We start from the raw sequence: 26,046 nt of genomic DNA, 5'->3' as shown, positions 1-26,046 counted from the left end.
GGAAGACAGATAGGGGAGAGGACAGATGAGCAAGGTTATCAAGGGCGGCATGGTCTGCACGGCGGATCGCACCTGGAAAGCAGACGTGTTGATCGAGGGCGAGATCATCAAGCAGATCGGTGAGGATCTGGTGGGCGACGAATATATCGACGCCGAAGGGGCCTATGTCATCCCCGGCGGGATCGATCCCCATACCCATCTGGAGATGCCCTTTATGGGCACCACAGCGGCCGAGACATTCGAGACAGGCACCTGGGCCGCGGCCGTGGGGGGGACCACGATGATCGTCGATTTCTGTCTGCCGGGGGCGGACGGGTCGATCAAGAACGCGATCAACGAATGGCACCGCAAATCCGCGCCGCAGATCTGTTCGGATGTCGGCTATCACATGGCGATCACCGGCTGGAACGAGAATGTCTTTGACGAGATGAAAGACGCCGTCGACATGGGGGTGAATTCGTTCAAACACTTTATGGCCTATAAAGGGGCCTTGATGGTCGAGGATGACGAGATGTTCGCGTCCTTCCAGCGCTGTGCCGAACTGGGGGCGCTGCCGATGGTCCATGCCGAGAACGGCGATCTGGTCGCGGCCTTGCAGGAGAAGTATTTCAATCAGGGGATCACGGGGCCGGAGGGGCATGCCTATTCCCGCCCGCCCGAACTGGAGGGCGAGGCCGCCAACCGCGCGATCACCATTGCCGATGCCGCCGGCGTGCCGCTTTACATCGTGCATGTCTCTTGCGAGCAGACCCACGAAGCGATCCGCCGTGCGCGGCAAAAGGGGATGCGGGTCTACGGCGAGCCGCTGATCCAGTTCCTGACCCTGGACGAGAGCGAGTATTTCAACAAAGATTGGGACCATGCCGCACGCCGTGTCATGTCGCCGCCCTTCCGGTCCAAGGACCATCAGGACAGTCTATGGGCGGGCTTGCAGTCGGGATCGCTGCAGGTGGTTGCCACGGATCACGCTGCGTTTTCGACCGAGCAGAAACGCGCGGGCCGCGATGATTTCCGCATCATCCCCAACGGGTCCAACGGGCTGGAGGAACGTCTGGCGGTGCTCTGGACCGAAGGGGTGGAGACGGGCCGTCTGACGCCGAATGAATTCGTCGCTGCCACCTCGACCAATGTGGCGAAGATTCTGAATATCTATCCGCGCAAAGGCGCGATTGTCGAAGGGGCCGACGCGGATATCGTGGTATGGGATCCCAAGATCAGCAAGACGATTTCGACGGCGAACCACCACTCCATTCTGGATTACAACGTCTTTGAAGGCTTCGAGGTCAAGGCACAGGCGCGCTATACCCTGAGCCGTGGCGAGGTGATCTGGGCCTGGGGGCAGAACTCGCAGCCCAACCCCGGACGCGGGCGCTTTGTGCCGCGGCCTGCTTTCCCGTCGGCCAACCTTGCGCTGAGCAAGTGGAAAGAGTTGACTGCGCCGAAACTGATCAAACGCGATCCGCTGAACATCCCTGCGGGGATCTGAACGCGGGACTATCAACGCAGCGCGGCGGTTGCGCCGCGCTGCCCTGAAGAAGAAAGAGGCCAGCATAGATGCGAGCACGTTGTACGGCAGAAGAGGGACGCAGCTTATGAGCACCGCGCCCGTGATCTCGGCCCAGAATCTATCCCTGACATTTGAAACCAACGACGGCCCCGTGCATGCGCTGAAAGACGTGTCGCTTGATATCGAGAAAGGCGATTTCGTCAGCTTTATCGGGCCGTCGGGCTGCGGCAAGACGACGTTCCTGCGCTGTATGGCGGACCTGGAGCAGCCCACGGGGGGCGAGATCACGGTGAATGGCGTAAGTGCTGCCGAGGCACGGCGGGCGCGGGCCTATGGCTATGTGTTTCAGGCGGCGGGGCTTTATCCTTGGCGGACGATTGGCGGCAATATCCGGCTGCCGCTTGAAATCATGGGGTATTCCAAGGCGGATCAGGCAGCGCGGGTTCGCCAAGTGTTGGAGCTGGTCGAGCTGGCAGGGTTCGAGCGCAAGTTCCCTTGGCAGCTGTCGGGTGGGATGCAGCAGCGGGCATCTATCGCGCGGGCGCTGGCGTTTGATGCGGATATCTTGCTGATGGATGAACCCTTTGGCGCGTTGGACGAGATCGTACGCGACCATTTGAATGAACAGCTGTTGCGTCTGTGGGCGCGCACGCAAAAGACCATCGCTTTTGTCACCCACTCCATCCCGGAGGCGGTGTATCTGAGCACCAAGATCGTGGTGATGAGCCCGCGCCCCGGACGGATTGCAGATGTCATCGACAGCCCTTTGCCGAAAGAGCGCCCCTTGGACATTCGCGAAACGCCCGAGTTTCTGGAGATCGCGCATCGGGTGCGGGAAGGATTGCGGGCAGGGCATGCGGATGATTGATCGCGCGCCTGCTGCAGCCCGGCCCTTCGGGGAGGATTTTCGGACCATCTGGAAGCAGGGGGGCGCGCGATGAGGTCGAGCTTCTTGCCTGTCCTGACTGTGGTCGGGGTCTTGTTTGCGCTGTGGTATGCGGCGGCGGTCTGGCTGAATGCGGACTGGACCTATGACAAGGCCACACGGTCGGGCGAGACGGTGACCGCCACGTCTTTGGTCGCGGATACCTGGGCGCAGAAAAAGCCCAAACTGCCCGCGCCGCATCAGGTCGCGTCAGAGATCTGGGACACGACCGTGATGAAGAAAGTCACGTCGAAGCGGTCCTTGGTCTATCATTCCTGGATCACGCTCAGCGCGACCCTGCTGGGCTTTGGCATGGGCACCTTGCTGGGCGTCTTGCTGGCGGTGGGGATCGTGTTCAACCGGGTGATGGATATGTCGGTGATGCCTTGGGTGATCGCCAGCCAGACCATTCCCATTCTGGCGATTGCGCCGATGATCATTGTGGTTCTGAACGCCGTGGGCGTGTCGGGGCTGCTGCCGAAAGCGATGATCAGCATGTATCTGTCGTTCTTCCCCGTCGTTGTCGGCATGGTGAAAGGGCTGCGCAGCCCTGATCAGATGCAGTTGGACCAGATGCGCACCTGGCATGCCAGTGCGGGCCAGACCTTCTGGAAGCTGCGGTTGCCTGCGTCGATGCCGTATTTCTTTACCTCGCTCAAGATCGCGATGGCTGCGTCGCTGGTGGGGGCCATCATCGGTGAGCTGCCAACGGGTGCCGTGGCGGGTCTGGGGGCGCGGTTGTTGGCTGGCAGCTACTATGGCCAGACGATCCAGATCTGGAGCGCGTTGATCATGGCGGCGGCCCTGGCGGCGTTGCTGGTGGGGATCATCGGCTTGATCCAGCGTGTGACATTGAAACGGATGGGGATGGCGCGATGATCTGGCTGGTTTTTGCCGCAGTGGCCTGGGCCTTTGGCATGTGGGTCAACATCCGGTTGGCGCGATTGCGGCCGGCCCGCTGGGTGTCCCTTGCAGCGCCCTTGGTTTTTGGCGCGACGCTGATCGCTGTCTGGGAAGGCATTGTGCGCGGGCTCGAGATTTCGCAGGTCTTGCTGCCTGCGCCGTCGCTGATTGCCCTGCGGCTGGTGTCATCGCTTGATATCCTTTGGGTGGATTTCGTGCAGACCGTGCTGAAGGGCGCGTTGTCGGGCTATGTGCTGGGCTGTGGTGCGGCCTTTTTGATCGCCGTTGCGATTGACCGTTTCCCGTTTTTGCAACGGGGGCTTTTGCCGGTGGGGAACTTTGTGGCCGCGCTGCCGGTGATCGGGATGGCCCCGATTCTGGTGATGTGGTTCGGCTTTGACTGGCAGTCCAAGGCCGCCGTGGTCGTGGTCATGGTGTTCTTTCCGATGCTGGTGAACACGGTGCAGGGCTTGCAAGCCACCGACGCCATGCAGCGCGATCTGATGCGGACCTATGCGGCCAGCTATTGGGCGACGCTGTTCAAGCTGCGCTTGCCTGCCGCGATGCCTTTCGTGTTCAATGGGCTGAAGATCGGCACGACCCTTGCCCTGATCGGGGCGATTGTTGCTGAATTTTTCGGCTCTCCTGTGCGGGGGATGGGGTTTCGGATCTCTACCTCGGTGGGCCAGCTTGCGCTTGATCTGGTCTGGGCCGAGATTGTTGTCGCGGCGATTGCCGGGTCCGCATTCTACGGCGCGATGTCATTGTTTGAACGGCGGGTGACCTTTTGGCATCCGAGCCAGCGGAACTAACGCGGAACTAACCAAGACGACCAACCAACCAAGAGGGAGATATAAAAATGAAAAAACTATCAACATATGTCGCCGGGGCCGCTGTGGGCCTGATGGGGACCATGGCCCAAGCGGCGGATGATGTGACGCTTCAGCTGAAGTGGGTCACGCAGGCGCAGTTCGCGGGCTATTATGTGGCGCAGGACAAAGGGTTCTATGACGAAGAAGATCTAAACGTCACGATCAAGCCGGGCGGTCCAGACATTGCGCCGACACAGGTGCTGGCCGGTGGTGGTGCCGATGTCGCCGTTGAATGGATGCCCGCCGCATTGGCCGCGCGCGAGAAGGGTCTGCCGATGGTGAACATCGCGCAGCCGTTCAAATCCTCGGGCATGATGCTGACCTGCCGCAAGGATGCCGGGATCGAGACCACGGATGACTTCAAGGGCAAGACGTTGGGCGTCTGGTTTTTTGGCAATGAATTCCCCTTTCTCAGCTGGATGAGCAAGCTTGAGCTGCCCACCGAAGGCGGTGAGGATGGTGTGACCGTGCTGAAACAAGGCTTTAACGTGGATCCGCTGCTGCAAAATCAGGCCGCCTGCGTGTCGACCATGACCTATAATGAATACTGGCAGGTGATCGACGCAGGTCTGACGCCGGATGATCTGAACGTGTTCAAATACGAAGAGCAGGGCGTTGCCACATTGGAAGACGGGCTTTACGCGCTGGAAGAGAACCTTGCCGATCCGGCGTTCGAGGACAAGATGGTGCGCTTTGTGCGGGCCTCTATGAAGGGCTGGAAATACGCCGAGGAAAACCCAGATGAAGCGGCGGAAATCGTGTTGGACAACGATGCCTCGGGTGCGCAAACCGAAGAGCATCAGAAACGCATGATGGGCGAAGTGGCCAAGCTGACCGCAGGCAGCAACGGCGCGCTGGACGAGGCGGATTACGAGCGGACCGTGCAATCGCTGCTGTCCGGTGGGTCGGACCCCGTCATCACGGTAGAGCCGTCGGGCGCATGGACCCATGCGATCACCGACAAAGCCTTGAACTAAGGCGCGCTGAACTAAGGGGACACGTCCCCGATACGGTGCAGAAATGCGAAGGGGCTGGCAGCGATGCCAGCCCCTTTTGCGTGATGAATAAAGCCAGCGGCGTTACAGCACCGTGACTTTGGTGCCGATGGGCACACGTTGGTACAGGTCTTTGACGTGTTCGTTCAGCATGCGGATACACCCGTTCGAGACAGAGCGCCCAATGCTGCTGGGTTGGGTGGTGCCGTGGATGCGGAAATATGTATCGCGGCCATTCTGGAACAGATAGAGCGCGCGCGCCCCCAGCGGATTGGACGGGCCACCGGGTTGCGCGTCGGTATTGCCGATGAACCGCGCATAGGTCTTGGGCTCTCGTTCGATCATCTCGTCCGTGGGGCGCCAGGTGGGCCATTCCTTTTTGACGTCGATCGTCGCGGTGCCGGTAAACTCCAGCCCCGCCTTGCCGACGCCCACGCCGTATCGCATGGCCTGACCGGGGGCGGTCACCAGATACAGGTAGTGGCTGCGGGGCAGGATCAGCAGCTCGCCCACGGCATATTGTGGTTTGATCGAAACCATTTGCGGTGTGGGGTCATAAGCGGCACCCGCGGCAAACAGCGCGTGGGGAAAGGCGAGGGCGGCCAAAGAACCTGCGATAAACTGACGGCGGCGCATGGGGGCTCCTTTAGGATGTGATGACGGTATTTTGCCCCTTGGGTTGTGTTTGGCAACCCTGAGGACATAAAAAAACCGGCTGTCCCGTGAGGGTCAGCCGGCAAATTCATCCTGCGGGCCTAAGGCCCTGCATGGCTTATGCCAGTGCGATGTTCGACGCGGATTCGCGGCCGTCACGGCCAGCTTCGATGTCGAATGTCACTTTCTGGTTGTCGGCCAGACCGGTCAGGCCTGCGCGCTCAACAGCGGAGATGTGTACGAATACATCTTTGCTGCCGCCATCGGGTGCGATAAAGCCGAAGCCTTTTGTTGTGTTGAACCATTTTACGGTGCCAGTGGCCATATCCGTAGTCTCCTCTAGTATGCCATCCGCGTCGTGCGATGGCTTGGCGTTGTCGGTCTGGATCGAAGTCTGAACGCCGTATGAGGGAGACAGTTGGTCGAAAAAGAATAACGTTAGCCATTCGGATATGGCAGGTCGTGGGGATTCGCGCAAGGGGCTGTCAATGGGCCTTGAAAAACAGGCCGATCCTTGCTGATTCCGGCACATTTGCGCCGTATTCTTCGGAGGGGCAAGGCGAAACCCTAACGTGCATTGGCAGAGGCAGCGGGGCAAAGGGTTAACGGATTGGCCGAAATTGCCTAACTGCTGACAGATTTATCTGCGATTTTGCTCCGAGCCATAAGAGAATTTAACCAGTCCCCCTTCTGCCGACACGACAACGAGTGAGCCACCGTATGAAAATCCTAGCCGTAGATGACGATCCCACCATTCTTGACCTGTTGCGCGACTGTCTGACGCCGTCGCTGGGGTTCGATCTGGTCTGTGCAGACTCGGCCGAGGATGGGTTGGCCAAGATCGACGAACACGGGGCAAGCTTTGACTGCTTCTTGCTGGATATCATGCTGCCCGGCGTTGACGGGATCACCCTATGTGACGACATCCGCAATATGCAGGCCTATAAAAGTGCGCCGATCATCATGATCACCGGCAGCCGGAAACATGATCTGATGGACACCGCCTTCCGCGCCGGGGCGACGGATTTCATCTTCAAGCCCTTGAACGGGATCGAGTTGGGCGCGCGTATCAACATGGCGGGCATGCTCAGCGACAGCCTGCGCCGTGAACGCGAGGCCGCGCATACGCTGGCGGAGCTGTCGGGCCTGATGAAGGTACGGGTCGAGGAAAGCTTTGATCTGAACGTTGTCGGCGTCGACGATCTGCACGGGTTCGAAAACCACATGCTGCGTCTGCCCGAAGGCTGCTATGCCATGAGCCTTTTTGCGGTCAAACTCCCGCAGATCCGCAATATCTTCGAGGCCGCAAGCCCGGCTGAGTTCTGTCGCCAGATGGGCTTGGTCGCGCAGGCCACGGTCGCGGCGCTGGCGCATGAGAAATGCTTTATGGGCTATGCGGGCGAGGGGATCATCGTGGGCACCGTGATGGGCCGCCACCGGATCAAGCCCGAAGAGATACAGAAAGACATCGAAGACATCCTGTCCCATGATGGCACCGCCGCACGTATCGGCGGGGATTTCAGCGCCGATGTCACGGTCAAGCTGGTGTCGAACCAGCGGCTGTGGTCGGGGCTGTCTGCCTGCAACACGCTGCGCGATTTTCTGGGCCGTGAAACGGTGCCCGACAGCACCAGCACCGACCGCACCGATGGCTATACGGAACTGGCCGACGGGCTGTAACGGCAAACCCGTGCCGCGTCGCTGCGGCGCGTTGACCGACACATAAAAAGGCCCCTGCAGTTTCCTGCGGGGGCCTTTTTCTTGAAGCTTTTGCCTAGATCAGCGCGAGAATTTCTTGTGCTTCATGCGCTTGGGCTCCATGGCGTCTTCGCCCAGACGACGCTTCTTGTCCTCTTCGTAGTCAGAGAAGCCGCCCTCGAACCATTCAACATGCGCGTCGCCTTCAAAGGCGAGGATGTGCGTGCAAATCCGGTCAAGGAAGAAACGGTCGTGCGAGATGACCACGGCGCAGCCCGCGAAATCGACCAGCGCGTCTTCGAGCGCGCGCAGGGTTTCAACGTCCAAATCGTTGGTAGGTTCATCGAGCAGCAGCACGTTGCCGCCTTCTTTCAGCAGACGTGCCATATGCACACGGTTGCGTTCACCGCCCGACAGCAGGCCGACTTTCTTCTGCTGGTCACCGCCCTTGAAGTTGAAGGCGCCGCAATAGGCGCGGGAGTTCACTTCGGCATCGCCAAGCTTGATGATCTCGGCCCCGCCCGAAATGGCCTGCCAGACGTTGTCATCAGGGTTCAGGTCATCGCGCGACTGGTCAACATAGGACAGATCAACGGTATTCCCCAACTCGATCGTGCCGGTATCGGGTTGTTCGTGGCCGGTGATCATCTTGAACAGGGTCGATTTACCCGCGCCGTTGGGGCCGATCACGCCGACGATCCCGCCTGGCGGCAGAGAGAAATCCAGCTTTTCGATCAACAGCTTGTCGCCCATGGCTTTGGACAGCCCCTCTACCTCAAGCACCTTGTTGCCCAGACGGGGACCGTTGGGGATAACGATCTGGGCGCGCGTCAGGCGCTCGCGCTCTGAGCTGTCGGCCATTTCGTTATAGGACTTGATCCGCGCTTTGGATTTCGCCTGACGGGCCTTGGCCCCCTGACGCATCCATTCCAATTCGCGCGACAGTGTCTTTTGCTTGGACTTGTCCTCGCGGGCTTCCTGTTCAAGCCGTTTGGCTTTCTGGTCGATCCAGCTGGAATAGTTCCCCTCGTAGGGAATGCCATTGCCGCGGTCGAGTTCCAGAATCCAGCTGGTGATGTTATCCAGGAAGTACCGGTCGTGGGTGACGATCAGGATCGTGCCCTTATAGTCGATCAGGTGCTGTTGCAGCCAAGCGATGGTTTCCGCGTCCAGGTGGTTGGTCGGTTCGTCAAGCAGCAGCATTTCGGGCGCTTCAAGCAGCAGCTTGCACAGCGCCACGCGGCGGGCTTCACCACCGGACAGTTTGGTCACATCGGCATCGTCTGGCGGGCAGCGCAGGGCTTCCATCGAGACGTCGATCTGGCTGTCGAGATCCCAGAGGTTCTCCGCGTCGATCTGATCCTGCAAGGCGGCCATTTCGTCGGCTGTCTCGTCGGAATAGTTCATCGCCAGTTCGTTGTAGCGGTCCAGAATGTCCTTCTTGGCTTTCACGCCCAGCATGACATTTTCGCGCACGGTCAGGGCGGGGTCCAGATAGGGTTCCTGTTCCAGGTAGCCGACCTTGGCCCCTTCAGCGACCCATGCTTCGCCCGAGTAATCCTTGTCCTTGCCAGCCATGATCTTCATCAGCGTGGATTTACCCGCGCCGTTGACGCCGACCACACCGATTTTCACACCGGGCAGGAAGTTCAGGTTAATGTTGTCGAAACACTTTTTGCCGCCCGGGTAGGTCTTTGAGACACCGGACATGTGATAGACATATTGATAGGCGGCCATTGAGAATCCTCGGATAAGCTGAATACGGTTTGGAACGTGCAATATCGCCACAGGCGGGCAAGAGCAAACATTCAATATATAAGGCCTGTGCCGCGGTTTTGAACCCCGTCCGTTACCGGGCGATTCACAGGGCGCAGGGGCGTTACGCACAAAGCGCGGATCGCGCGGGCGGCAAAGGCTGTTTTTCCGATAACTATCCCTTTTTACCGTTTTCGAGCGGTGAACTGGGGACGAATGACCGAATTTTACGCGAAATTCAGTCGAAAAAAATTTTGGACCTCGTTTATATTCGCCTAATCCGGGTGCGTTCAGCGCCCCGGTACAACGCGGCCGCAAAAAGACCGCGTCATACACAAAGGGACAAATACATGACAGCATCCACTATTGTTGTTGGACTGGACGGGGGGGAAGCCGGGGCGCGCGCTTTGGATTTCGCAACGAAACAGGCCAAATTGATTGGCGATTGCGAGCTCAAGCTCGTTTACGTGATTGAATGGTCTCCATTCAGCTTCCAGACCTCGGAAGAGAATGACCAGCGCCACAAACGGCGCGAAGAGGAACTGGCACTGGCCCGCGAACGTATCGTCGATCCGGCGGTCAAGAAGGTCAGCGAAGACGGCGTCACCGTTCAGGGCATCGTGAAGCATGGCGATGTGGCCGATATTCTGGACGATCTGGCCAAGAAACACGGCGCACAGCAGATCGTGGTGGGCCGTGTCGGTCTGCGCGGCCTGAAAGAGCGTATGTTCGGCGGCGTAACCGGCCGCTTGGCTGTGGCGTCTCGCGTGCCTCTGACGATCATTCCTTGAAAGGTCATATCATGAAAAAATTTCTGACAACGGGTGCGGGGGCTACTGCTGTCTCTGCCTTGCCCATGGTTGCCGCGGCACAAGAAACCGTCGGCATGGATCAACGCATCAATGATATCTTCGCGGGTTCGACGGGCTGGTTCGTCAATCTGATCTTCATGTCGCTACCCGGCACCAACTTCCCGTGGATCGTGCTGTGGCTGGTGGTCGCGGCGTCGGTGTTTACGCTGTATTTCGGCTTCATTCAGGTCAAAGCGTTCTGGCATGCGATCTCGCTGGTGAAAGGCGATTATTCCGATCCCGATGACGCGGGCGAGGTGAGCCACTTTCAGGCGCTGGCAACGGCGCTGTCGGGGACTGTCGGTCTGGGCAACATCGCGGGCGTCGCGGTGGCCGTGGGCATCGGCGGTCCGGGGGCGACCTTCTGGATGATCCTGGCCGGTTTGCTGGGCATGGCCTCCAAGTTCACTGAATGTACGCTGGGTGTGAAATACCGCAATGAATACGCCGATGGCACCGTTTCCGGTGGTCCGATGTACTATATGACAAAGGGCTTCAAGGAGCGCGGCCTGCCTTTGGGCGGGGTGCTGGCGGTGATCTTTTCGATCTTTACCATCGGTGGTGCCTTGGGCGGCGGGAATATGTTCCAGGCCAATCAGGCCCATGCGCAGCTGTCCGGTATCATCGGCGACTACCCTGGCTGGATCACGGGCATCGTCTTTGCCGCAGTGGTCTTTGCGGTCATTGTCGGCGGGATCAAATCCATCGCCAATGTCACCGAGAAAATCGTGCCGTTGATGGGCGTGATCTATGTTGGTGCCGCGCTGATCATCCTGATCGTTGAATACGACAAGATCGGTTGGGCCTTTGGCCAGATTTTTGAAGGTGCGTTCAGTGGTCTGGGCGTTGCAGGCGGTCTGGTTGGCGCGCTGATCCAGGGCTTTAAACGGGCGGCGTTCTCGAACGAGGCGGGTGTCGGCTCGGCGGCGATCGCACACTCTGCCGTGCGCACCAAAGAGCCGGTGACCGAAGGCGTCGTATCCCTGTTGGAGCCCTTCATCGATACCGTTGTCATCTGTACGATGACCGCGCTGGTGATCACCATCTCTGGCGTGCTGGTGATGGACCCCGAAACGGGCCGCTTCATCCTGAATGACGCAGGCACCGCGATCCAGACCATCGACGGGTCAAGCGGCGTTCAACTGACATCGGCTGCCTTTGCGACCGGGTTCAGCTGGTTCCCCTATGTGCTGGCGCTGGCGGTGATCCTGTTCGCCTTCTCCACCATGATCAGCTGGTCCTACTACGGGCTGAAGGCGTGGACCTATCTGTTCGGTGAAGGCAAAACCAAAGAGATCGTGTTCAAGGTGATCTTCTGCCTGTTCATCATCGTGGGGGCGGCGGCCAATCTGGGCGCGGTTATCGACTTCTCTGATGCGATGATCTTTGCGATGGCGGTTGTGAACATCACGGCGCTGTACTTCCTGATGCCGATCGTGAAGCGCGAGATGAAGAGCTATTTCGCGCGTTTGAAATCCGGCGAGATCAAGAAGTTCGTCGATTAACGCTCGGATAACGCGATTGACAAAGGGGCGTTGCTGCCCTTCTTTCGGCCCCTGATGTATATCGGGGGCCGTTTTCGTTGGGTTATCCATTTCCATATGCGCCCCCGGGGCAGGTGATCGGGCTGCTTGGCGGGTCGTTTGATCCGGCGCACGAGGGTCACGCCCATATCACGCGCGAGGCGATCAAGCGTTTCGGGCTGGATCGGGTGTGGTGGATGGTCAGCCCGGGCAATCCGCTCAAGGCGCATGGGCCGGCCCCGATGGCGTCCCGTCTGGCCCGCGCGCGCGAGGTGATGCAGCACCCGCGGGTCGAGGTCACGGATATCGAGGCCCATCTTGGCACCCGCTACACCGCGCAAACCCTTGCCGCGCTGCGGGCCCGCTATCCCGGTGTGCGCTTCGTCTGGCTGATGGGGGCGGATAATCTGGCGCAGTTCCACCTGTGGCAGGATTGGCGGCAGATCATGGAGACTGTGCCCCTGGGGGTGCTTGCACGGCCCGGCCAGCGCATATCGGCACGGATGAGCCACGCCGCGACGCTTTATGCACCCTACCGGATTTCGGGGCGGCAAAGCCAGCTCTTGGGGCAGACACCGGCCCCCGCGTGGTGTTTCGTGAACGTCCCGATGGTCGATGTCAGCTCAAGCGCGATCCGGGCCGCGGGCAAATGGTCAGCGCAATCTGGCAGAGGCGATACCCGCCCCTAGGATCATCGCCATGCCGGCCCATGTCAGGGCGTCGGGCCATGCGCCGAACACCAGCCACCCCAGCCCCACGGCGGACAGCAGTTGCAGATACACCAGCGGCGCGACCTTGGTCGCAGGGGCCATGCGATAAGCGTATAACATCAGCAGGTTGCCCAGCATCGAACACAGCGCGCTTGCGAGGCTCAGCCCCAGGACGGGGCCGGACAGCGGCGGGAAATAGACCAGCCCCAGAGGCAAAAGCAGCAGCCCGCTGATCACCAGCTGGCTGAAGGTCAGCGCAAGGGGCGGGGCCAGATGCGACAGCCAGCGCGACATCGTGAGAAACACGCCATAAAGCGTCCCCGCGGTCAGCGCCCAAAGCAGCCCCGCACTGGGTTCAAGCCCCGGTCGGACCACGACCAGCACCCCCAGAAACCCCGCTACGATCAACGCGCTGCGCTGAAGCGATATCGCCTCGCGCAGGAAGAGCGCGGCCAGCACATAGCTGAGCAGCGGACCGATAAAAAAGGCGGCAAAGACATTGGCCACGTCCTCGGTCACCAGTGCTGTCTGGATGCAGGTGATGCTGCCGCACAGGATGGCGGCACGGACCCAGATGCGCCAGTTGCCGAACAGGGCGCGCGTTTGCGGCGGGGCGAAGGGCACCAGCAGCAGCGCCCCGATGGCAAACCGCGACCACGCCACAAAAACGGGGGCCACGCCAAGCTGTGAGGTCAGGATCTTGCCCGCGCTGTCGCCTGCGGGAATCAGTGACATGGCGACAAACATGATCAAAATAACGCGTTGCATGTTTTGTCAGTTAGCATGGGCCCCCGCCCATGAAAATGTGATTTGCAAGCGCTTGTGTCGCTCTGTCCTGTCAGGTTTAAGTCGCCCCATGAAAACTGTTTTATCCCGTCGTTTGTTTCTGAGTACCGCTGCGGCGGCTGTTGCGGCTCCGGCGGCCTTTGCGGCACCGCCAACTCAATCGCTGCGTCCCGTGTTGCGCGGGGACGATCTGTTCCGGCAGGCGATCCCCTCGGCGCAAGAGCTGATCGACAAGGCGCGGTTGAACGGGGCTGTGACCTTTAGTCTGGCGGATGCGGAAACCGGTGCGGTGCTGGAACAGAACGGCCCGCTTGACGGGATGCCCCCGGCGAGCGTGACCAAGGCGATTACCGCGCTTTACGCGCTGGATACCTTGGGCGCGGCGCATCAGTTTCAGACGCGCATCATGGCGACCGGTGGCATTGTGGACGGCGAAGTGCAGGGCGATCTGATCCTTGTGGGCGGGGGCGATCCGACGCTGGATACGGACGGGCTGGCCAAAATGGCCGATGACCTCAAGGCGGCGGGCATTATCGGCGTCAAAGGCGGGTTGAAAATTTACGAACGCAGCCTGCCGGTCTTCCCGTTGATTGATGCGGATCAGCCGGATCATGTGGGCTATAACCCCGCTGTGTCGGGGCTGGCGCTGAACTTTAACCGCGTCCACTTTGAATGGAAGCGCGAGAATGGCAGCTATTCGGTGCTGATGGACGGGCGGTCGGGGTCTTATCGCCCTGACGTGGCGATGGCCGCGATGGAGATCAGCGACCGCAGTGCGCCGGTCTTTGCCTATCGTGACGCAGGCACCCGCGATGACTGGAGCGTCGCGAAAAGCGCCTTGGGCAATGGGGGGGCGCGCTGGCTGCCGGTGCGCAAGCCGGGACTGTATGCGGGCGATATCTTTAAGACATTGGCGGGGGCACAGGGCATCCGTCTGCGCGACATGGCGTTGATCACCAGCTTGCCCGAGGGCGAGGTGCTGGTGACCCGTTCCAGCGCGCCGCTGCGCGATATCCTGCGCGATATGTTGAAGTATTCCAATAACTTGATCGCAGAGATGGCGGGGCTGTCCGCCACGGTTTACCGCACGGGCACGCCCGCGTCCCTGCGCGCGTCTGCGGCAGAGATGAACGTGTGGGCCAAGGCCAATCTGGGCATGGATGCACCCGCGCTGGTGGACCATTCGGGGCTGGGCGAAGACAGCCGCGTGACCGCGCAGGATATGGTGACGGCGCTGGTACGGGTCTATGGATCGGGCACATTGAAACCGTTGCTCAAGTCGATTTCCCTGCGCGATTCAAAGGGGCGGCCCGTGCAGGATCACCCGATCAAAGTGGAGGCGAAGACCGGCACGTTGAACTTTGTCTCGGCCTTGGCGGGGTATCTGACGGCACCGGACGGGCGGGTGATGGCCTTTGCCGTGTTCACCGCCGATATGCCTCGTCGCGCCACCCTGACCCGCGCGCAGCGCGAACGCCCCGAGGGGGGGCGGGCTTGGAACGGGCGCTCCAAACGGTTGCAGCAAGGGCTGATCGAACGCTGGGGGGCGTTCCATGTGGCTGCGGATTCGGCCTCTCTTTGATCGCGGTGTCGTGGCCTATTTGACGTGACGGGCGCGGGCACCGCGTTCGATGGCGGCGGCGTGCAGGCGGTCGAGGTCAAGCTCGTAGCGGATTTCTTCCAGCAGACGTAATTCGGCTTCGTCCAACGTACCGTCGGCCGCGGCCACATCGCAGGCCAGCGCATAGGCCGTTTCGTTCAGCCGGTCGGGCAGCGCGCCCTTGATCAGGCCGAACAGGGCGTCCAGCCCGTCTTCCTGTTCGAACAGGTCGAACACCATCGAGCTGACAGAGCTGATGCGGTCTACATCATAGCCCGAAAAGACGGGGAGCATGTTTACAGCCGTCTGGATCTTGAGCAATTCGGTGGTGCGGATGTCCTCGTCTGATGCGGAAACCGCGATCATCACGGCGACAAGGCAATCCTGCGCGCTGAGGGTGAGGGAGGTGTCGTCATTCATGCGCATTTCCGTTCGGTCATTCCGTTGATCTGCAGATTATTGACGGGCCTACGGGGACGCAATAGGTACGGGCTGCCTGCGCGCATTGGGTGCGGGGTGAAAATGATGGAATTGATGACATGTCGCAGATGCGTGAAGCAGCCCTAACCAGTAAAGCGTGGCCGTTCGAGGAAGCACGTCGGGTGTTGAAACGCTATGCAAACAAGGCCCCCGAGAAGGGATACGTCTTGTTCGAGACCGGCTATGGCCCGTCGGGTCTGCCGCATATCGGGACCTTCGGCGAAGTTGCGCGCACGACGATGATCCGCCGCGCATTTGAGCAGATCAGCGACATTCCGACGCGGCTGGTGTGCTTTTCCGACGATCTGGACGGGATGCGCAAAGTGCCGGGTAACGTGCCCGACCCCGCCGCATTGGAAGAACATCTGCAGCGCCCGCTGACATCGGTGCCCGATCCTTTCGGCAAATACGACAGCTTTGGCGCGCATAACAACGCGATGCTGCGGCGTTTTCTGGATACCTTCGGGTTCGAGTACGAGTTTATCTCTGCCACGGAATTCTACGGCTCCGGCAAGTTCGACGAGGTGCTTTTGCGCGCTGCTGAAAAGTATGACGAGATCATGGAAGTGATGCTGAAGTCGCTGCGCGAGGAGCGTCGGCAGACCTATTCGATCTTCCTGCCGATCCACCCTGAAACGGGGCGGGTAATGTATGTGCCGATGAAAGCGGTCAACGCCAAGGAAGGCACGATCACCTTCGACGATGAAGATGGCACCGAAATGACCCTGCCGCTGACCGGTGGCAATGTGAAGTTGCAGTGGAAGCCCGACTTTGGCGCCCGTTGGGCCGCCCTTGATGTCGACTTTGAGATGTACGGCAAGGACCACAGCACCAACACGCCGATCTATGACAAGATCTGCCGTATTCTGGGCAACCGCCCGCCCGAGCATTTTACCTATGAGCTGTTCCTTGATCAGGACGGGCACAAGATCTCCAAATCTTCGGGCAATGGTCTGACCATCGACGAATGGCTGACCTATGCCAGCGCGGAATCGCTGTCGTATTTCATGTACCTCAAGCCCAAGACGGCCAAGCGCATGTATTTCGACGTGATTCCCAAGGCGGTCGACGAATACCACCAGCAGCTGCGCGCCTATGAAACGCAGGACGACAAGGGCAAGCTGAATAACCCCGTTTGGCATATCCACGGGGGCGATGTGCCCAAGTCGGATATGGTTGTGCCGTTCTCGATGTTGCTGAACCTCGCGTCGGTCTCCTCGGCCGAGGACAAGTCGCAACTGTGGGGCTTTATCCAGCGGTATGCGCCGGATGCGACGCCCGAAGGCAACCCCGGTATGGATGCGGCGGCCGAGCATGCGGTGCGCTATTACAATGATTTCGTGAAGCCCGCCAAAGTGTTCCGCGCCCCTTCCGAGCTGGAGCGGGAAGCTTTGGAAGACCTGCGGGACCAGCTGAAAACATGGGACGGCGGGCTGGATGCCGAGGCATTGCAAACGATGGTTTTCGCCGTCGGGAAAGAGCGTTTCGACCCGCTGCGCGACTGGTTCACCGCGCTTTACGAAGTGTTGCTGGGCGCCAGCCAAGGTCCGCGTTTCGGTGGGTTTATCGCGCTGTATGGCGTGGATGAAACGGTCGCCCTGATCGACGACGCGTTGGCGGGCAAGCTGACCACGGCGTGAAACTATTGCCCTATGATGTGCGTGGCTTAGGTTAAGTTCAACACATCATAGGGAGCATTCTCATGCGTGGCGCGGTTCTTTCGGCCTTTTTCGGGATGGTTTTGACCTTTGCGACGGCACTTGGTGCCACGGCGCAGCAGGCGGATATCGAAAGCACGATCAGCGGCCAGTTCGAGGCTTTCAAGGCAGATGATTTCGAGGGTGCCTTCGCATATGCGAGCCCCAATCTGCAGATGATGTTTCAGTCTTCGGAAAATTTTAAACGTATGGTGACCACGGGCTATCCGATGGTCTGGAAACATGCCGAGGTGCGGTTTCTGGATCTGCGCGAGATCGCCGGTGCGCAGTGGCAGAAGGTGCAGGTCACGGACCTGAAAGGATTTACCTATTTGCTGGATTATCAGATGGTTGAGACGCCCGAGGGCTGGCGTATTGCCGCCGTTCAACTGCTGGATGCGCCAAGCGTTTCTGCCTGACCGGCGCGACATCTTTGGCACGCTCATGTGACTGCCTGCGGCGTACGCTGCGGTTAGGCGTGGTTAACCCTTTGTGCATAAATCTTTCCCCCTGCCGGCCAAGTGCCGGAGTTTTGCAATTCATGGGGGGCGACATCGCAACCCGACGAAGGGGATGACGATGAATAAGGCAATCACGGACGGTCTGCTACTGACACCTGCGGCATTTGCGCAAGGCTTGGATGTGTATTCAAGCGGGGATGGCACAGCGGGGTCTGATACCTATGCCAATGCCATAAATGCGGCGTTTATCCCTGCGGATCAGGACTTTGGCGGGGCGCTTGAGCTGATAAAAACGCAATCCACGCAAAAGCTGCGATACATGGGACAGACGCCACTTCTGCCGGGGTGTTATCTGCGGATCACGGCGCGGGTGAAGGCGATCAGTGGGAATCTACCGTCGGTGCGGATCGCGGGGTATCCGGCGCTTGGCAATGGCAGCCGCGCGGGCGGGCTGGTCGAGGCCGGTCCGGCGGTGACGCTGACCAGCTATGGCGAGGTGGTCGAGGTCAGCGCGATTGTCGGGTCGGGGCTGCGCGGCGGGGTCGATATGGTCTGGGGCAATACGCCGGTCTATGGGCATTTCGGGCTGGACCTGACGGGGCAGAATGGCGGGGTCGTTCGCATTGATGATTTGCAGATCGAGGATGTGACGGGCGTTTTCCTGCGGGACATGCTGGCACAGGTGGATGTGCGGGATTATGGCGCGGTAGGGGATGGCAGCACCGATGATACGGCGGCCTTTGTGGCGGCGAATGCGGATGCGCAGGGGCGCAGCGTGTTGATCCCGCGCGGGACGTATCTGCTGAACGGGGACGTGACCTTTGACGCGCCGACGCGGTTTGAAGGGACGGTGATCATGCCCGCCAGCGCGATCCTGCTGTTGCGGCGCAACTTTGATCTGCCGAATTATATCGAGGCTTTCGGGAATGAAGAGATCGCCTTTCGCAAGGCGTTTCAGGCGCTGCTGAACAATGCGGATCATGAATCTCTGGATCTGGGCGGGCGCAAGGTGAACGTGACCGGCCCGATCGATATGCAGGCCGCGACGCCCGAACGCAGCAGCTATGCCACGCGGCGGGTGATCCGCAACGGCCAGTTTGAAGCGGCCACGAATGGCGATTGGGATACGGTCACGGTGACCTCGCAGGCCAGCTATTCGCCCTCGGATGCGCGCAAGCTGACAAATGTGGTGAATGTGGCGAATGTGCCTGTGGGGGCGCTGATCACGGGCAATGGCGTCGGGCGCGAGATCTATGTGCGCGCCAAGAACGTCGCCACGCAAGAGATTACCCTGAACGCGCCTTTGTATGATGCGGCGGGGACGCAAAATTTTACCTTTACGCGGTTCCAGTATCTGCTGGATTTCAGCAACTACAGCCAGCTGAGCAAATTCGTTCTGGATGACATCGAATTCCAGTGCAACAACGTGGCCAGCGCCATCAACCTTGCGCCATCAGGGACAATTTTCCATGTGCGGGACTGCTTTATCTCGCGCCCGAAGGATCGCGGTATTACGTCGATCGGCGGTGGCTGTCAGGGGATGTTCGTGGACCGTTGCCAGTTCCTGTCCGCCGAGGATGCGCTGGACGTGCCGGACCGGACCACGATCGCGATCAACTGCAACGCCAATGACGTCAAGATTCGCGACAACCGTGCCACGCGCTTTCGCCATTTTGCGCTGCTGGCGGGGCAGAATAATATCGTCACGGGGAACCACTTCTTTCAGGGGGATACGGTCAAGAACGGCGTCCGCTCTGCCGGGTTGATCCTTGCGGCGCAGCACACGGCGAGCGTGGTCAGCGGGAACTATATCGACAATTGCTTTGTCGAATGGACCAATGAACAAGACCCCGCGCCGGACTACAGCAGCGAGTATTCTTTCAGCTCCCTGTCGATCAGCGGTAATATCTTTCTGTCGGGCGAGGTGGCCCCGTGGTTCAGCTATATCGTGATCAAGCCCCATGGGGCGGGTCATGTGATCAATGGGCTGACAATCAACGACAACCGCTTCCGCAGCATCAACGGGTTCATTGATCGGGTCGAACGGATCGACACGAGCTTTGCCGATATGGATTTCTCGCGCATGCGCAATATCGAGATGACGGGCAATTCGTTCCACGGCATCCATAATCCGGTATCGAACCCGGTGCAGGTTGAACATACCGAAGCCAGTCTGGCCAAGACCTGGGTGGTGGATATTGCCGACCGCTTTCCGTTCGGCGGGTGGGCGATTGCGGTGGATAGCATCACGATGGATGGGCCGGTGCGCAACGGATCGAATGTGGCGCAATACAGCGTGCCCTATGTGCTGACGGATCAGGGGGCGGATCGTGATCTGCTGCATCTGGTCTGGAGCACCAGCGTCAAAGGGTCGATCTTTATGCAGGCGCGCATGGATAAACGCTAGAACTCGCGCCAGAGCGAGAGTTTTAGCGCGGGGTTGGAGGTGTCGTTGATCAACGTCTCTGCCCCGATCTGGAAGCGGATATCGGGGCGGCTTTTCAGCGGGCGCATGACGATAGAGGGCGTGACAGAGGTGGCGCTGGCGGCAGAGGTCGAGGCATAGTAGATTTGCAGCATTCCCGAAAACCGGTCGCCGAAGTTGATGCCTATGGTGCCGTCGACTTTGGCGAGATGCTCTTGCAGGTAGATGTCCCACGCGAGGGAGCTGTCGATGGTCACCCAGCCGTGTTTCTGCCCCAGCGTATAGCCGCGGCCCCAGGACAGCCCCGCTTTGACATTGGGGTAGACCGCATCCCCCACCCATGCCGCGCCGAACCCCAGCTCTGCGGACCAGACGTTCGGGCGGTCGCGGCGGCCTAAGGGGCGGCGCAGGAAGACCGACGCAAATCCCGATTGCAGGCCGATCGAACTGGCGAGAAAGCCGACCTCTGCCCCCAGGGTCAGGTCGTCGCGCACGCCATATTCCATGAAGGTGCTTTCCGAAATGTCGTAGCTGCGCGTGACGTTTACCGTGGTGGAGGTAAATCCCGTGCCCTTTTCGCGCAGCCACGCGCCGCCCTGTGCAGGGGTGGGAAGCTGCAGTAAGCCAAGCAGAAGGATCGGCCAGTAGCGCATGGGATACCCTTTCGGCGGGTAGCTTGGCGCGTCATGCTTAACAAATTACTTACAGACCTTTGGGGCGGCATGCGAAAAGGCCCGCAGCAATGCTACGGGCCTTTGTCAAATCCTGTGTGCGTCGCTTAGACGTTGACGCTGCCGCCGCGTGGGCCAGCGATCAGCCATACGATAAAGCCGACGACCGGGAAGATCAGGACGCCGAGAATCCAGAGGATTTTCGCAAGCCCCGAAGCGCCGGAGGTGAAGATTTGATAGATCGCGTAGATGTCTGCGATCAGGATAATGAGTCCGAGAAGACCGAATTCCATTGTAAAGCTCCTGGGTTGTAATCTGCATTACTGTCTGGGTTCACAACTTCCCGCGCGGCCCAGATGTTCCCGAAAATGTTACTGGAACCATTTCCCGCTTCGCCGAGTTGCCCTTGCATCGCCTAGAACGGCAAGTGAATTTGGAAGGAAATACTATGAAGACCTCTACAGCAGTAATCGCAGGCCTTGCCGCAATTCTGGTGATCGCATTCGCGATCTTTTTCATCGATATCGATCAGACTGAAGAAGGCGCGCTGCCGGATGTTGATGTGTCCGTCGAAGGCGGCAACCTGCCCGAGTTTGACGCACAGACCGGTTCGGTTTCCGTGACTGAAGAAGAGGTCGACGTTGAAGTTCCGGACGTTGAAGTGACTACCGAAGAGAAAACGATCACCGTCCCCGGCGTTGAGGTTACTCCGCCCGCAGGTGACTGATATCGTTTGATAGTTTGAACGCAGAAAGCGCCCTCTGATTTGGTCAGGGGGCGCTTTAGTTATGGGATAGGGCTTAGTTGCGGGTCAGCTTGGTCGCGGGTTTCGCACCGTTGTCGCCGTCGGAGGCGAAGGTCAGCGTGACCTTATCGCCGGCCATCAGATCGGACGGGACAAGGGTTTTGGCATCCAGCGTCCAGGATGATTTGTCTTGCAGGACGATGATATTGGCAAGGCGGTCATAGGCAAGGATCGTGCCGGTTGTCTCATCGGCAAAGGCGGGGGCAGAGAGGGCGGTCAGGCCCAGTGTAGCAAGGGCGATCAGGCGCATTTGGGATCCTCCGGATAAAGCGCAGACTCCGAATGTGGGGTGGGTGCGGGTGCAAAGCAATCACCTTGCAACGGGCGCATGAAAATAATTATGCGCCAAGCTGTAGCAGGGGAACTGCGGGCGGTTGGACGGGTTGTGCCGCTACATCCAACTGACAGGAGACAGCGATGAAAGCCCAATCGAAAGCCCAACAACGCGCCGCCGGTGCAGCCCTGTCTGCCAAGCGGGGCGAGACCAAGGTCAAGGATCTGCAAGGCGCGTCGAAAGATATGTACGACAGCATGTCGGAGGACGAGCTGGAGGAGATGGCCTCGACCGACCATGACGGGTTGCCGGACGAGGTGGATGACTAGACGCGCCGACTAGCGTTTTTTGCCGCCGTAGCGGGATTTGCCACCGCGCATCCCGCCGCGACCGCCGGTTGATCGGCCCGACGCCTTTTGCGCGTCATCGACGGCTTTTTCGACAGCGTACTGACGCGCCATCGGATCGTCGGCGATGGCCAGATCGACGGATTCGAGCCGCTTGACCTCGTCGCGCAGGCGTGCGGCTTCTTCGAATTCGAGGTTCTCGGCCGCTTTGCGCATATCGGTGCGCAGCCCGTCGAGCACGGTTTGCAGGTTGCCGCCCGCGAGCGGGTTATCGATCTTGGCCGTGACGCGGCTCATGTCCACATCGCCTTTGTAGAGACCGGCGAGGATATCATCGACGTTCTTCTTGACCGTTGTCGGCGTGATCCCGTGTTCTTCGTTATAGGCCAGCTGCTTGGCGCGACGGCGGTCGGTTTCGCCAATCGCACGCTCCATCGAGCCGGTGATGCGGTCGGCGTACATGATCACGCGGCCTTCGGCGTTCCTCGCGGCCCGCCCGATGGTCTGGATCAACGAGGTCTCCGAGCGCAGGAACCCTTCCTTATCCGCATCGAGAATCGCCACCAGCCCACATTCGGGAATGTCCAAGCCTTCGCGCAGAAGGTTGATCCCGATCAGCACGTCAAAAGCGCCAAGCCGCAGGTCGCGCAGGATTTCGATGCGTTCGATCGTGTCGATATCGCTGTGCATGTAGCGCACGCGGATGCCCTGTTCGTGCATGTATTCGGTCAGGTCTTCGGCCATGCGTTTGGTCAGCACGGTGCAGAGCGTGCGATAGCCGTCGGCGGCGACCTTGCGCACCTCGTCCAGCAAGTCGTCAACCTGCATCTCGACAGGGCGAATCTCGATCTTGGGGTCGATCAGGCCGGTGGGGCGAATGATCTGTTCGGTAAACACACCGCCGGATTGTTCGATTTCCCACGCGGCGGGGGTGGCCGAGACAAAGACCGACTGCGGGCGCATAGCATCCCATTCCTCGAACTTAAGCGGGCGGTTGTCCATACAGGAGGGCAGGCGGAACCCGTGTTCGGCCAGCGTGAATTTGCGTCGGTAGTCGCCTTTGTACATCCCGCCGATCTGCGGCACGGAGACGTGGCTTTCGTCTGCAAAGACAATCGCGTTGTCGGGGATGAATTCGAACAGCGTGGGGGGCGGCTCTCCGGGGGCGCGGCCCGTGAGATAGCGCGAATAGTTCTCGATCCCGTTGCAGACGCCGGTGGCTTCAAGCATCTCGATGTCGAAGTTGCAGCGCTGTTCAAGCCGTTGCGCTTCCAGCAGTTTTCCTTCGGCGACAAGCTGGTCCAGCCGCATCCGCAGCTCTTTCTTGATGCCGATCACCGCTTGGTTCATCGTTGGTTTCGGCGTCACATAGTGGCTGTTCGCATAGACGCGGATCTGGTCGAAACTGCCGGTCTTCTCGCCGGTGAGCGGGTCGAATTCGGTGATGCTTTCCAGCTCTTCGCCAAAGAAGGACAGACGCCATGCGCGGTCCTCAAGGTGGGCCGGAAAGATTTCAAGGCTGTCGCCGCGCACGCGGAAGGTGCCGCGCTGGAACGCGGCGTCATTGCGTTTATAGGCCTGCGCGATCAGGTCCGCGATCACTTGGCGTTGGTCGTAATTGGTACCGGTCTTGAGGTCCTGCGTCATCGCGCCATAGGTCTCGACCGAGCCGATCCCGTAGATGCACGACACCGACGCGATGATGATCACGTCATCGCGTTCCAGCAGCGCCCGCGTGGCAGAGTGGCGCATTCGGTCGATCTGTTCGTTGATCTGGCTTTCCTTCTCGATGAAAGTATCGGACCGCGCGACATAGGCTTCGGGTTGGTAATAGTCGTAGTATGAGACGAAATATTCCACGGCGTTGTCGGGGAAGAACCCTTTGAATTCGCCGTAAAGCTGCGCCGCCAGCGTCTTGTTCGGCGCGAGGATGATCGCGGGGCGCTGCGTTTCCTCGATCACCTTGGCCATCGTGAACGTCTTGCCTGTCCCCGTGGCCCCCAGCAGCACCTGATCGCGTTCGCCCGACCGCACCCCTTCGGACAGTTCCTTGATCGCCGTGGGCTGGTCGCCTGCGGGTTCGAATTCGGTCGCCAGCTTGAACTTCTTGCCGCCCTCGAGCTTGGGGCGCTCGCGCACGTTGGGCGCGGGATTGGCAAGATAGGCGTCTTTGCGCTCGGGCAGACTGTCAGAGTGGGCGTAGGCCATAACATCGTCCTTTGGGGGTGTTCCCTAAGGTGTCATGTTTTCGCGCGGGTTCAAGGGGCTGAGCCTTGCGCGACGCGCATATGTCGCTTTCGTCGCAGGCTTATTTGGTCAGTCGCTTGCGGTTGGCGCGGACCTTTTTGCTGACCGGCACCATCGCGGCCGAGAAAATCTGGTCGGGCGTGCCCCCGGCAAAGGCGGCTTTGGTGGCCGCCTGATAGGCTTTGGCCATGGCGGGGCCTTTTTCATTCACCATGCGGGCGTTCTCTCCGCGGGTCTGGGGAAGGGCACCGGCCATCCCCAAAAGCCTAAGCGTCATAACGGCTTGGGTGTCGATCATCAGCTTGGCGAATTTGGCATTGAGCGTCATCAGGGTCAGGGGGGTCATGAGAGGTGCTCCGATTGCATGAAGTCAGTCTATGCTGCGCCGCAGCATATGTAACGCGAATTCGGCACAAATCACTGTGATGCCTTGATCCTTGGCCGTATTTGGCTGATAAACCGCCTGATCACAGCGGAGATTCAGCTATGCGCGCGCGTATTTATCAGCCTTCCCGAACTGCCATGTCCTCTGGCACGGCCAAAACCCGTGTCTGGTTGCTGGAATTCGACCCAGAGCACGCGCGCGAGATTGACCCGTTGATGGGCTGGACCTCGTCGAAGGACACGCAAACGCAGGTGCGTTTGCAGTTCGCCACCAAGGAAGAAGCGGTGGAATACGCCCGCGATCACAATATCGACGCGCTGGTGCAAGACCCCAACAAACGCCGCGCAAATGTCCGCGCCGGCGGCTATGGCGAGAATTTCGCCACAGGGCGTCGCGGGGCCTGGACGCATTAACTCTTTCTACGTTTTCTTATGCTAGGCCCGTGACGGGCGGTGTGAGCGATACATATTCACAGGGCGGCCCCTCGCACGGTCGCCCGTTTTCATTTCGACCTGCTGAACAGATGCGCAAAGGTACAGAAACATGACGATCACCCAACTCGTGACCCACTCAGGCGGTTTTCATGCGGATGAACTCCTATCCTCTGTCATCCTGACGCGGCTGTTTCCCGACGCCACGGTGCTGCGCAGCCGCGACAAGGCGCTGATCACACCGGCCGAGGGGCGCATCATCTACGACGTGGGCGGTGACTTTGATGCCGAAGCAGGGATTTTCGATCACCATCAACGTCCCAATCCGCTGCGTGAAGACGGGCAGCCCTATAGCTCTTTCGGGCTGATCTGGGCGCACTACGGGCATGATTATCTGCGCGCGCTCGACGTGCCCGAGGCGGATGTGAATGCCATCCACGACAGTTTCGATCGCGGGTTTGTTCTGCCGATCGACCTGCTGGATAATGGTGCCGTCAACGCGTCAGAGGCGGGGCCGCTGTTTGCCGGTCTGACCTTGCCCGCGCTGTTGGAAAGCCTGAAACCCGTCTTCGATGACCGCGAGGAAGGCGTGGACGACCGCGCCTTTGCCGCCGCCTTGCCCATTGCGCGCGCCTTTGTCGAAGCGTCGATCCGTCGCAAAGCCGCCAAGTTCCGCGCCGAAGCGATGGTCATGACCGCCATTGATGCTGCGGGCGAGGGCCATGTGCTGGACCTGCCCATGGGCATGCCGTTTCGCGGGGCCGTGGTGAAGGCGGGGGCGGATCATCTGCTGTTCGTCATCCACCCGCGCGGCGAGGAATGGACGCTGACAACGATCCGGTTGGGGGATGATACGTTCGAGAACCGCGCTGATCTTCCGGTGGCTTGGGCGGGTCAAAAAGACGCCGCGCTTGAGGAAGCATCAGGCGTCAAAGGGGCAAAGTTCTGCCACAACGGCCGCTTTATCGCCGTCGCCGATAGCCGCGAGGCGATTTTGCAGATGGCTGACATTGCGGTGAAGGAAGCGCTGGCGGCGTAACCCGC

At 59.9% G+C, this 26,046-nt stretch carries 27 protein-coding genes; 17 read left to right on the top strand and 10 right to left on the bottom strand.

The genetic code is table 11. The features are described 5' to 3' along the window. The first annotated feature begins 25 nt into the window (after positions 1-25). From hydA to IV89_RS14710, 5 genes are all read left to right on the top strand, one after another. The gene (hydA, locus tag IV89_RS14730; protein WP_037943194.1) at positions 26-1,486 is read left to right on the top strand and encodes a dihydropyrimidinase; all 1,461 of its coding nucleotides are present in this window, start codon (positions 26-28) and stop codon (positions 1,484-1,486) included. Positions 1,487-1,592: 106 nt separating this feature from the next. Beyond that, positions 1,593-2,375 (top strand): ABC transporter ATP-binding protein, encoded by a 783-nt coding sequence (locus IV89_RS14725; RefSeq protein WP_005851381.1) that lies wholly within the window; start codon positions 1,593-1,595, stop codon positions 2,373-2,375. A 69-nt stretch (positions 2,376-2,444) separates the two neighbouring features. Then, positions 2,445-3,311, top strand: a complete 867-nt coding sequence (locus IV89_RS14720) for an ABC transporter permease (protein WP_009826002.1) — start codon at positions 2,445-2,447, stop codon at positions 3,309-3,311. Continuing rightward, positions 3,308-4,147 (top strand): ABC transporter permease, encoded by an 840-nt coding sequence (locus tag IV89_RS14715; protein WP_037943197.1) that lies wholly within the window; start codon positions 3,308-3,310, stop codon positions 4,145-4,147. Before IV89_RS14720 ends, IV89_RS14715 begins: the two co-directional genes overlap by 4 nt. A gap of 47 nt (positions 4,148-4,194) precedes the next feature. Then, positions 4,195-5,184, top strand: a complete 990-nt coding sequence (locus tag IV89_RS14710; RefSeq protein WP_005851387.1) for an ABC transporter substrate-binding protein — start codon at positions 4,195-4,197, stop codon at positions 5,182-5,184. A gap of 102 nt (positions 5,185-5,286) precedes the next feature. Here the strand turns inward: IV89_RS14710 and IV89_RS14705 are convergent, their stop codons facing one another. After that, the gene (locus IV89_RS14705; RefSeq protein WP_005851389.1) at positions 5,287-5,838 is read right to left on the bottom strand and encodes a L,D-transpeptidase; all 552 of its coding nucleotides are present in this window, start codon (positions 5,836-5,838) and stop codon (positions 5,287-5,289) included. 136 nt (positions 5,839-5,974) lie between these two features. Beyond that, a complete protein-coding gene (locus IV89_RS14700) occupies positions 5,975-6,181 on the bottom strand; it encodes a cold-shock protein (RefSeq protein ID WP_005851393.1) in 207 nt (68 codons plus the stop codon). A gap of 395 nt (positions 6,182-6,576) precedes the next feature. On the opposite strand from IV89_RS14700, the gene IV89_RS14695 reads away from it, so the two are divergent. Then, complete coding sequence (locus IV89_RS14695) at positions 6,577-7,536, top strand: response regulator transcription factor (RefSeq protein WP_037943198.1); 960 nt, start codon at positions 6,577-6,579, stop codon at positions 7,534-7,536. A gap of 99 nt (positions 7,537-7,635) precedes the next feature. Here IV89_RS14695 and ettA read toward each other — a convergent pair whose 3' ends face one another. Continuing rightward, the gene (ettA, locus tag IV89_RS14690; RefSeq protein WP_005851397.1) at positions 7,636-9,291 is read right to left on the bottom strand and encodes an energy-dependent translational throttle protein EttA; all 1,656 of its coding nucleotides are present in this window, start codon (positions 9,289-9,291) and stop codon (positions 7,636-7,638) included. Between the two features lie 368 nt (positions 9,292-9,659). Between ettA and IV89_RS14685 the strand changes: the two genes are divergently transcribed. The 3 genes from IV89_RS14685 to IV89_RS14675 all read left to right on the top strand — a co-directional run bounded on the left by IV89_RS14685 (position 9,660) and on the right by IV89_RS14675 (position 12,372). After that, on the top strand, positions 9,660-10,100 hold the full coding sequence (locus IV89_RS14685; protein WP_005851399.1) for a universal stress protein: 441 nt from the start codon (positions 9,660-9,662) through the stop codon (positions 10,098-10,100). A gap of 11 nt (positions 10,101-10,111) precedes the next feature. Beyond that, on the top strand, positions 10,112-11,665 hold the full coding sequence (locus tag IV89_RS14680; protein ID WP_037943199.1) for an alanine/glycine:cation symporter family protein: 1,554 nt from the start codon (positions 10,112-10,114) through the stop codon (positions 11,663-11,665). Positions 11,666-11,742: 77 nt separating this feature from the next. Further along, positions 11,743-12,372 carry a nicotinate-nucleotide adenylyltransferase gene (locus tag IV89_RS14675; RefSeq protein ID WP_081858767.1) on the top strand — a complete coding sequence of 210 codons (630 nt, stop codon included), beginning with the start codon at positions 11,743-11,745 and terminating at the stop codon, positions 12,370-12,372. Here IV89_RS14675 and IV89_RS14670 read toward each other — a convergent pair. Further along, positions 12,337-13,161, bottom strand: coding sequence for a DMT family transporter (locus IV89_RS14670; protein ID WP_037943203.1), 825 nt, complete (start codon positions 13,159-13,161; stop codon positions 12,337-12,339). The genes IV89_RS14675 and IV89_RS14670 overlap by 36 nt on opposite strands. Before the next feature lie 88 nt (positions 13,162-13,249). Between IV89_RS14670 and IV89_RS14665 the strand changes: the two genes are divergently transcribed. Continuing rightward, on the top strand, positions 13,250-14,761 hold the full coding sequence (locus IV89_RS14665; protein ID WP_037943205.1) for a D-alanyl-D-alanine carboxypeptidase: 1,512 nt from the start codon (positions 13,250-13,252) through the stop codon (positions 14,759-14,761). A 15-nt stretch (positions 14,762-14,776) separates the two neighbouring features. Here the strand turns inward: IV89_RS14665 and IV89_RS14660 are convergent, their stop codons facing one another. Continuing rightward, a complete protein-coding gene (locus IV89_RS14660; protein WP_037944901.1) occupies positions 14,777-15,199 on the bottom strand; it encodes a tellurite resistance TerB family protein in 423 nt (140 codons plus the stop codon). A gap of 119 nt (positions 15,200-15,318) precedes the next feature. On the opposite strand from IV89_RS14660, the gene IV89_RS14655 reads away from it, so the two are divergent. The 3 genes from IV89_RS14655 to IV89_RS14645 all read left to right on the top strand — a co-directional run bounded on the left by IV89_RS14655 (position 15,319) and on the right by IV89_RS14645 (position 19,824). Continuing rightward, entirely contained in the window at positions 15,319-16,899 is a 1,581-nt protein-coding gene (locus IV89_RS14655; RefSeq protein WP_009826010.1) for a lysine--tRNA ligase, read from the top strand. Between the two features lie 62 nt (positions 16,900-16,961). Further along, positions 16,962-17,375 (top strand): DUF4864 domain-containing protein, encoded by a 414-nt coding sequence (locus IV89_RS14650; protein WP_037943207.1) that lies wholly within the window; start codon positions 16,962-16,964, stop codon positions 17,373-17,375. 160 nt (positions 17,376-17,535) lie between these two features. Then, on the top strand, positions 17,536-19,824 hold the full coding sequence (locus IV89_RS14645; RefSeq protein WP_037943208.1) for a glycosyl hydrolase family 28-related protein: 2,289 nt from the start codon (positions 17,536-17,538) through the stop codon (positions 19,822-19,824). Here the strand turns inward: IV89_RS14645 and IV89_RS14640 are convergent. Together IV89_RS14640 and IV89_RS14635 are read right to left on the bottom strand one after the other, a co-directional pair. Continuing rightward, positions 19,821-20,495 carry a hypothetical protein gene (locus IV89_RS14640; RefSeq protein ID WP_037943209.1) on the bottom strand — a complete coding sequence of 225 codons (675 nt, stop codon included), beginning with the start codon at positions 20,493-20,495 and terminating at the stop codon, positions 19,821-19,823. The genes IV89_RS14645 and IV89_RS14640 overlap by 4 nt on opposite strands. 125 nt (positions 20,496-20,620) lie before the next feature. Beyond that, positions 20,621-20,806 (bottom strand): PLDc N-terminal domain-containing protein, encoded by a 186-nt coding sequence (locus tag IV89_RS14635; protein ID WP_005851419.1) that lies wholly within the window; start codon positions 20,804-20,806, stop codon positions 20,621-20,623. Positions 20,807-20,961: 155 nt separating this feature from the next. Here IV89_RS14635 and IV89_RS14630 point away from each other — a divergent pair, with 155 nt between their 5' ends. Next, on the top strand, positions 20,962-21,240 hold the full coding sequence (locus IV89_RS14630) for a hypothetical protein (protein ID WP_005851422.1): 279 nt from the start codon (positions 20,962-20,964) through the stop codon (positions 21,238-21,240). Between the two features lie 73 nt (positions 21,241-21,313). Here the strand turns inward: IV89_RS14630 and IV89_RS14625 are convergent, their stop codons facing one another. Beyond that, complete coding sequence (locus tag IV89_RS14625) at positions 21,314-21,568, bottom strand: hypothetical protein (RefSeq protein WP_005851424.1); 255 nt, start codon at positions 21,566-21,568, stop codon at positions 21,314-21,316. Between the two features lie 167 nt (positions 21,569-21,735). On the opposite strand from IV89_RS14625, the gene IV89_RS14620 reads away from it, so the two are divergent. Next, positions 21,736-21,921, top strand: coding sequence for a DUF3008 family protein (locus IV89_RS14620; protein ID WP_005851426.1), 186 nt, complete (start codon positions 21,736-21,738; stop codon positions 21,919-21,921). A gap of 9 nt (positions 21,922-21,930) precedes the next feature. Here the strand turns inward: IV89_RS14620 and uvrB are convergent, their stop codons facing one another. Both uvrB and IV89_RS14610 read right to left on the bottom strand, forming a co-directional pair. Beyond that, the gene (gene uvrB / locus IV89_RS14615; protein WP_037943211.1) at positions 21,931-24,147 is read right to left on the bottom strand and encodes an excinuclease ABC subunit UvrB; all 2,217 of its coding nucleotides are present in this window, start codon (positions 24,145-24,147) and stop codon (positions 21,931-21,933) included. 100 nt (positions 24,148-24,247) lie between these two features. Continuing rightward, positions 24,248-24,532 carry a hypothetical protein gene (locus IV89_RS14610; protein ID WP_037943213.1) on the bottom strand — a complete coding sequence of 95 codons (285 nt, stop codon included), beginning with the start codon at positions 24,530-24,532 and terminating at the stop codon, positions 24,248-24,250. Positions 24,533-24,672: 140 nt separating this feature from the next. On the opposite strand from IV89_RS14610, the gene IV89_RS14605 reads away from it, so the two are divergent. Next, positions 24,673-24,984: an ETC complex I subunit gene (locus IV89_RS14605; RefSeq protein WP_005851432.1), complete on the top strand. Its 312-nt coding sequence runs from the start codon at positions 24,673-24,675 to the stop codon at positions 24,982-24,984. A gap of 130 nt (positions 24,985-25,114) precedes the next feature. Continuing rightward, complete coding sequence (locus IV89_RS14600; RefSeq protein WP_037943215.1) at positions 25,115-26,041, top strand: MYG1 family protein; 927 nt, start codon at positions 25,115-25,117, stop codon at positions 26,039-26,041. Positions 26,042-26,046: the final 5 nt, after the last annotated feature.

The sequence above is a fragment of the Sulfitobacter sp. CB2047 genome, from assembly GCF_000735125.2.
GTDB lineage: Bacteria > Pseudomonadota > Alphaproteobacteria > Rhodobacterales > Rhodobacteraceae > Sulfitobacter > Sulfitobacter pontiacus.
Note: the sequence above shows the minus strand (reverse complement) of the source record. Positions and strands in the feature narration are given on the sequence as shown.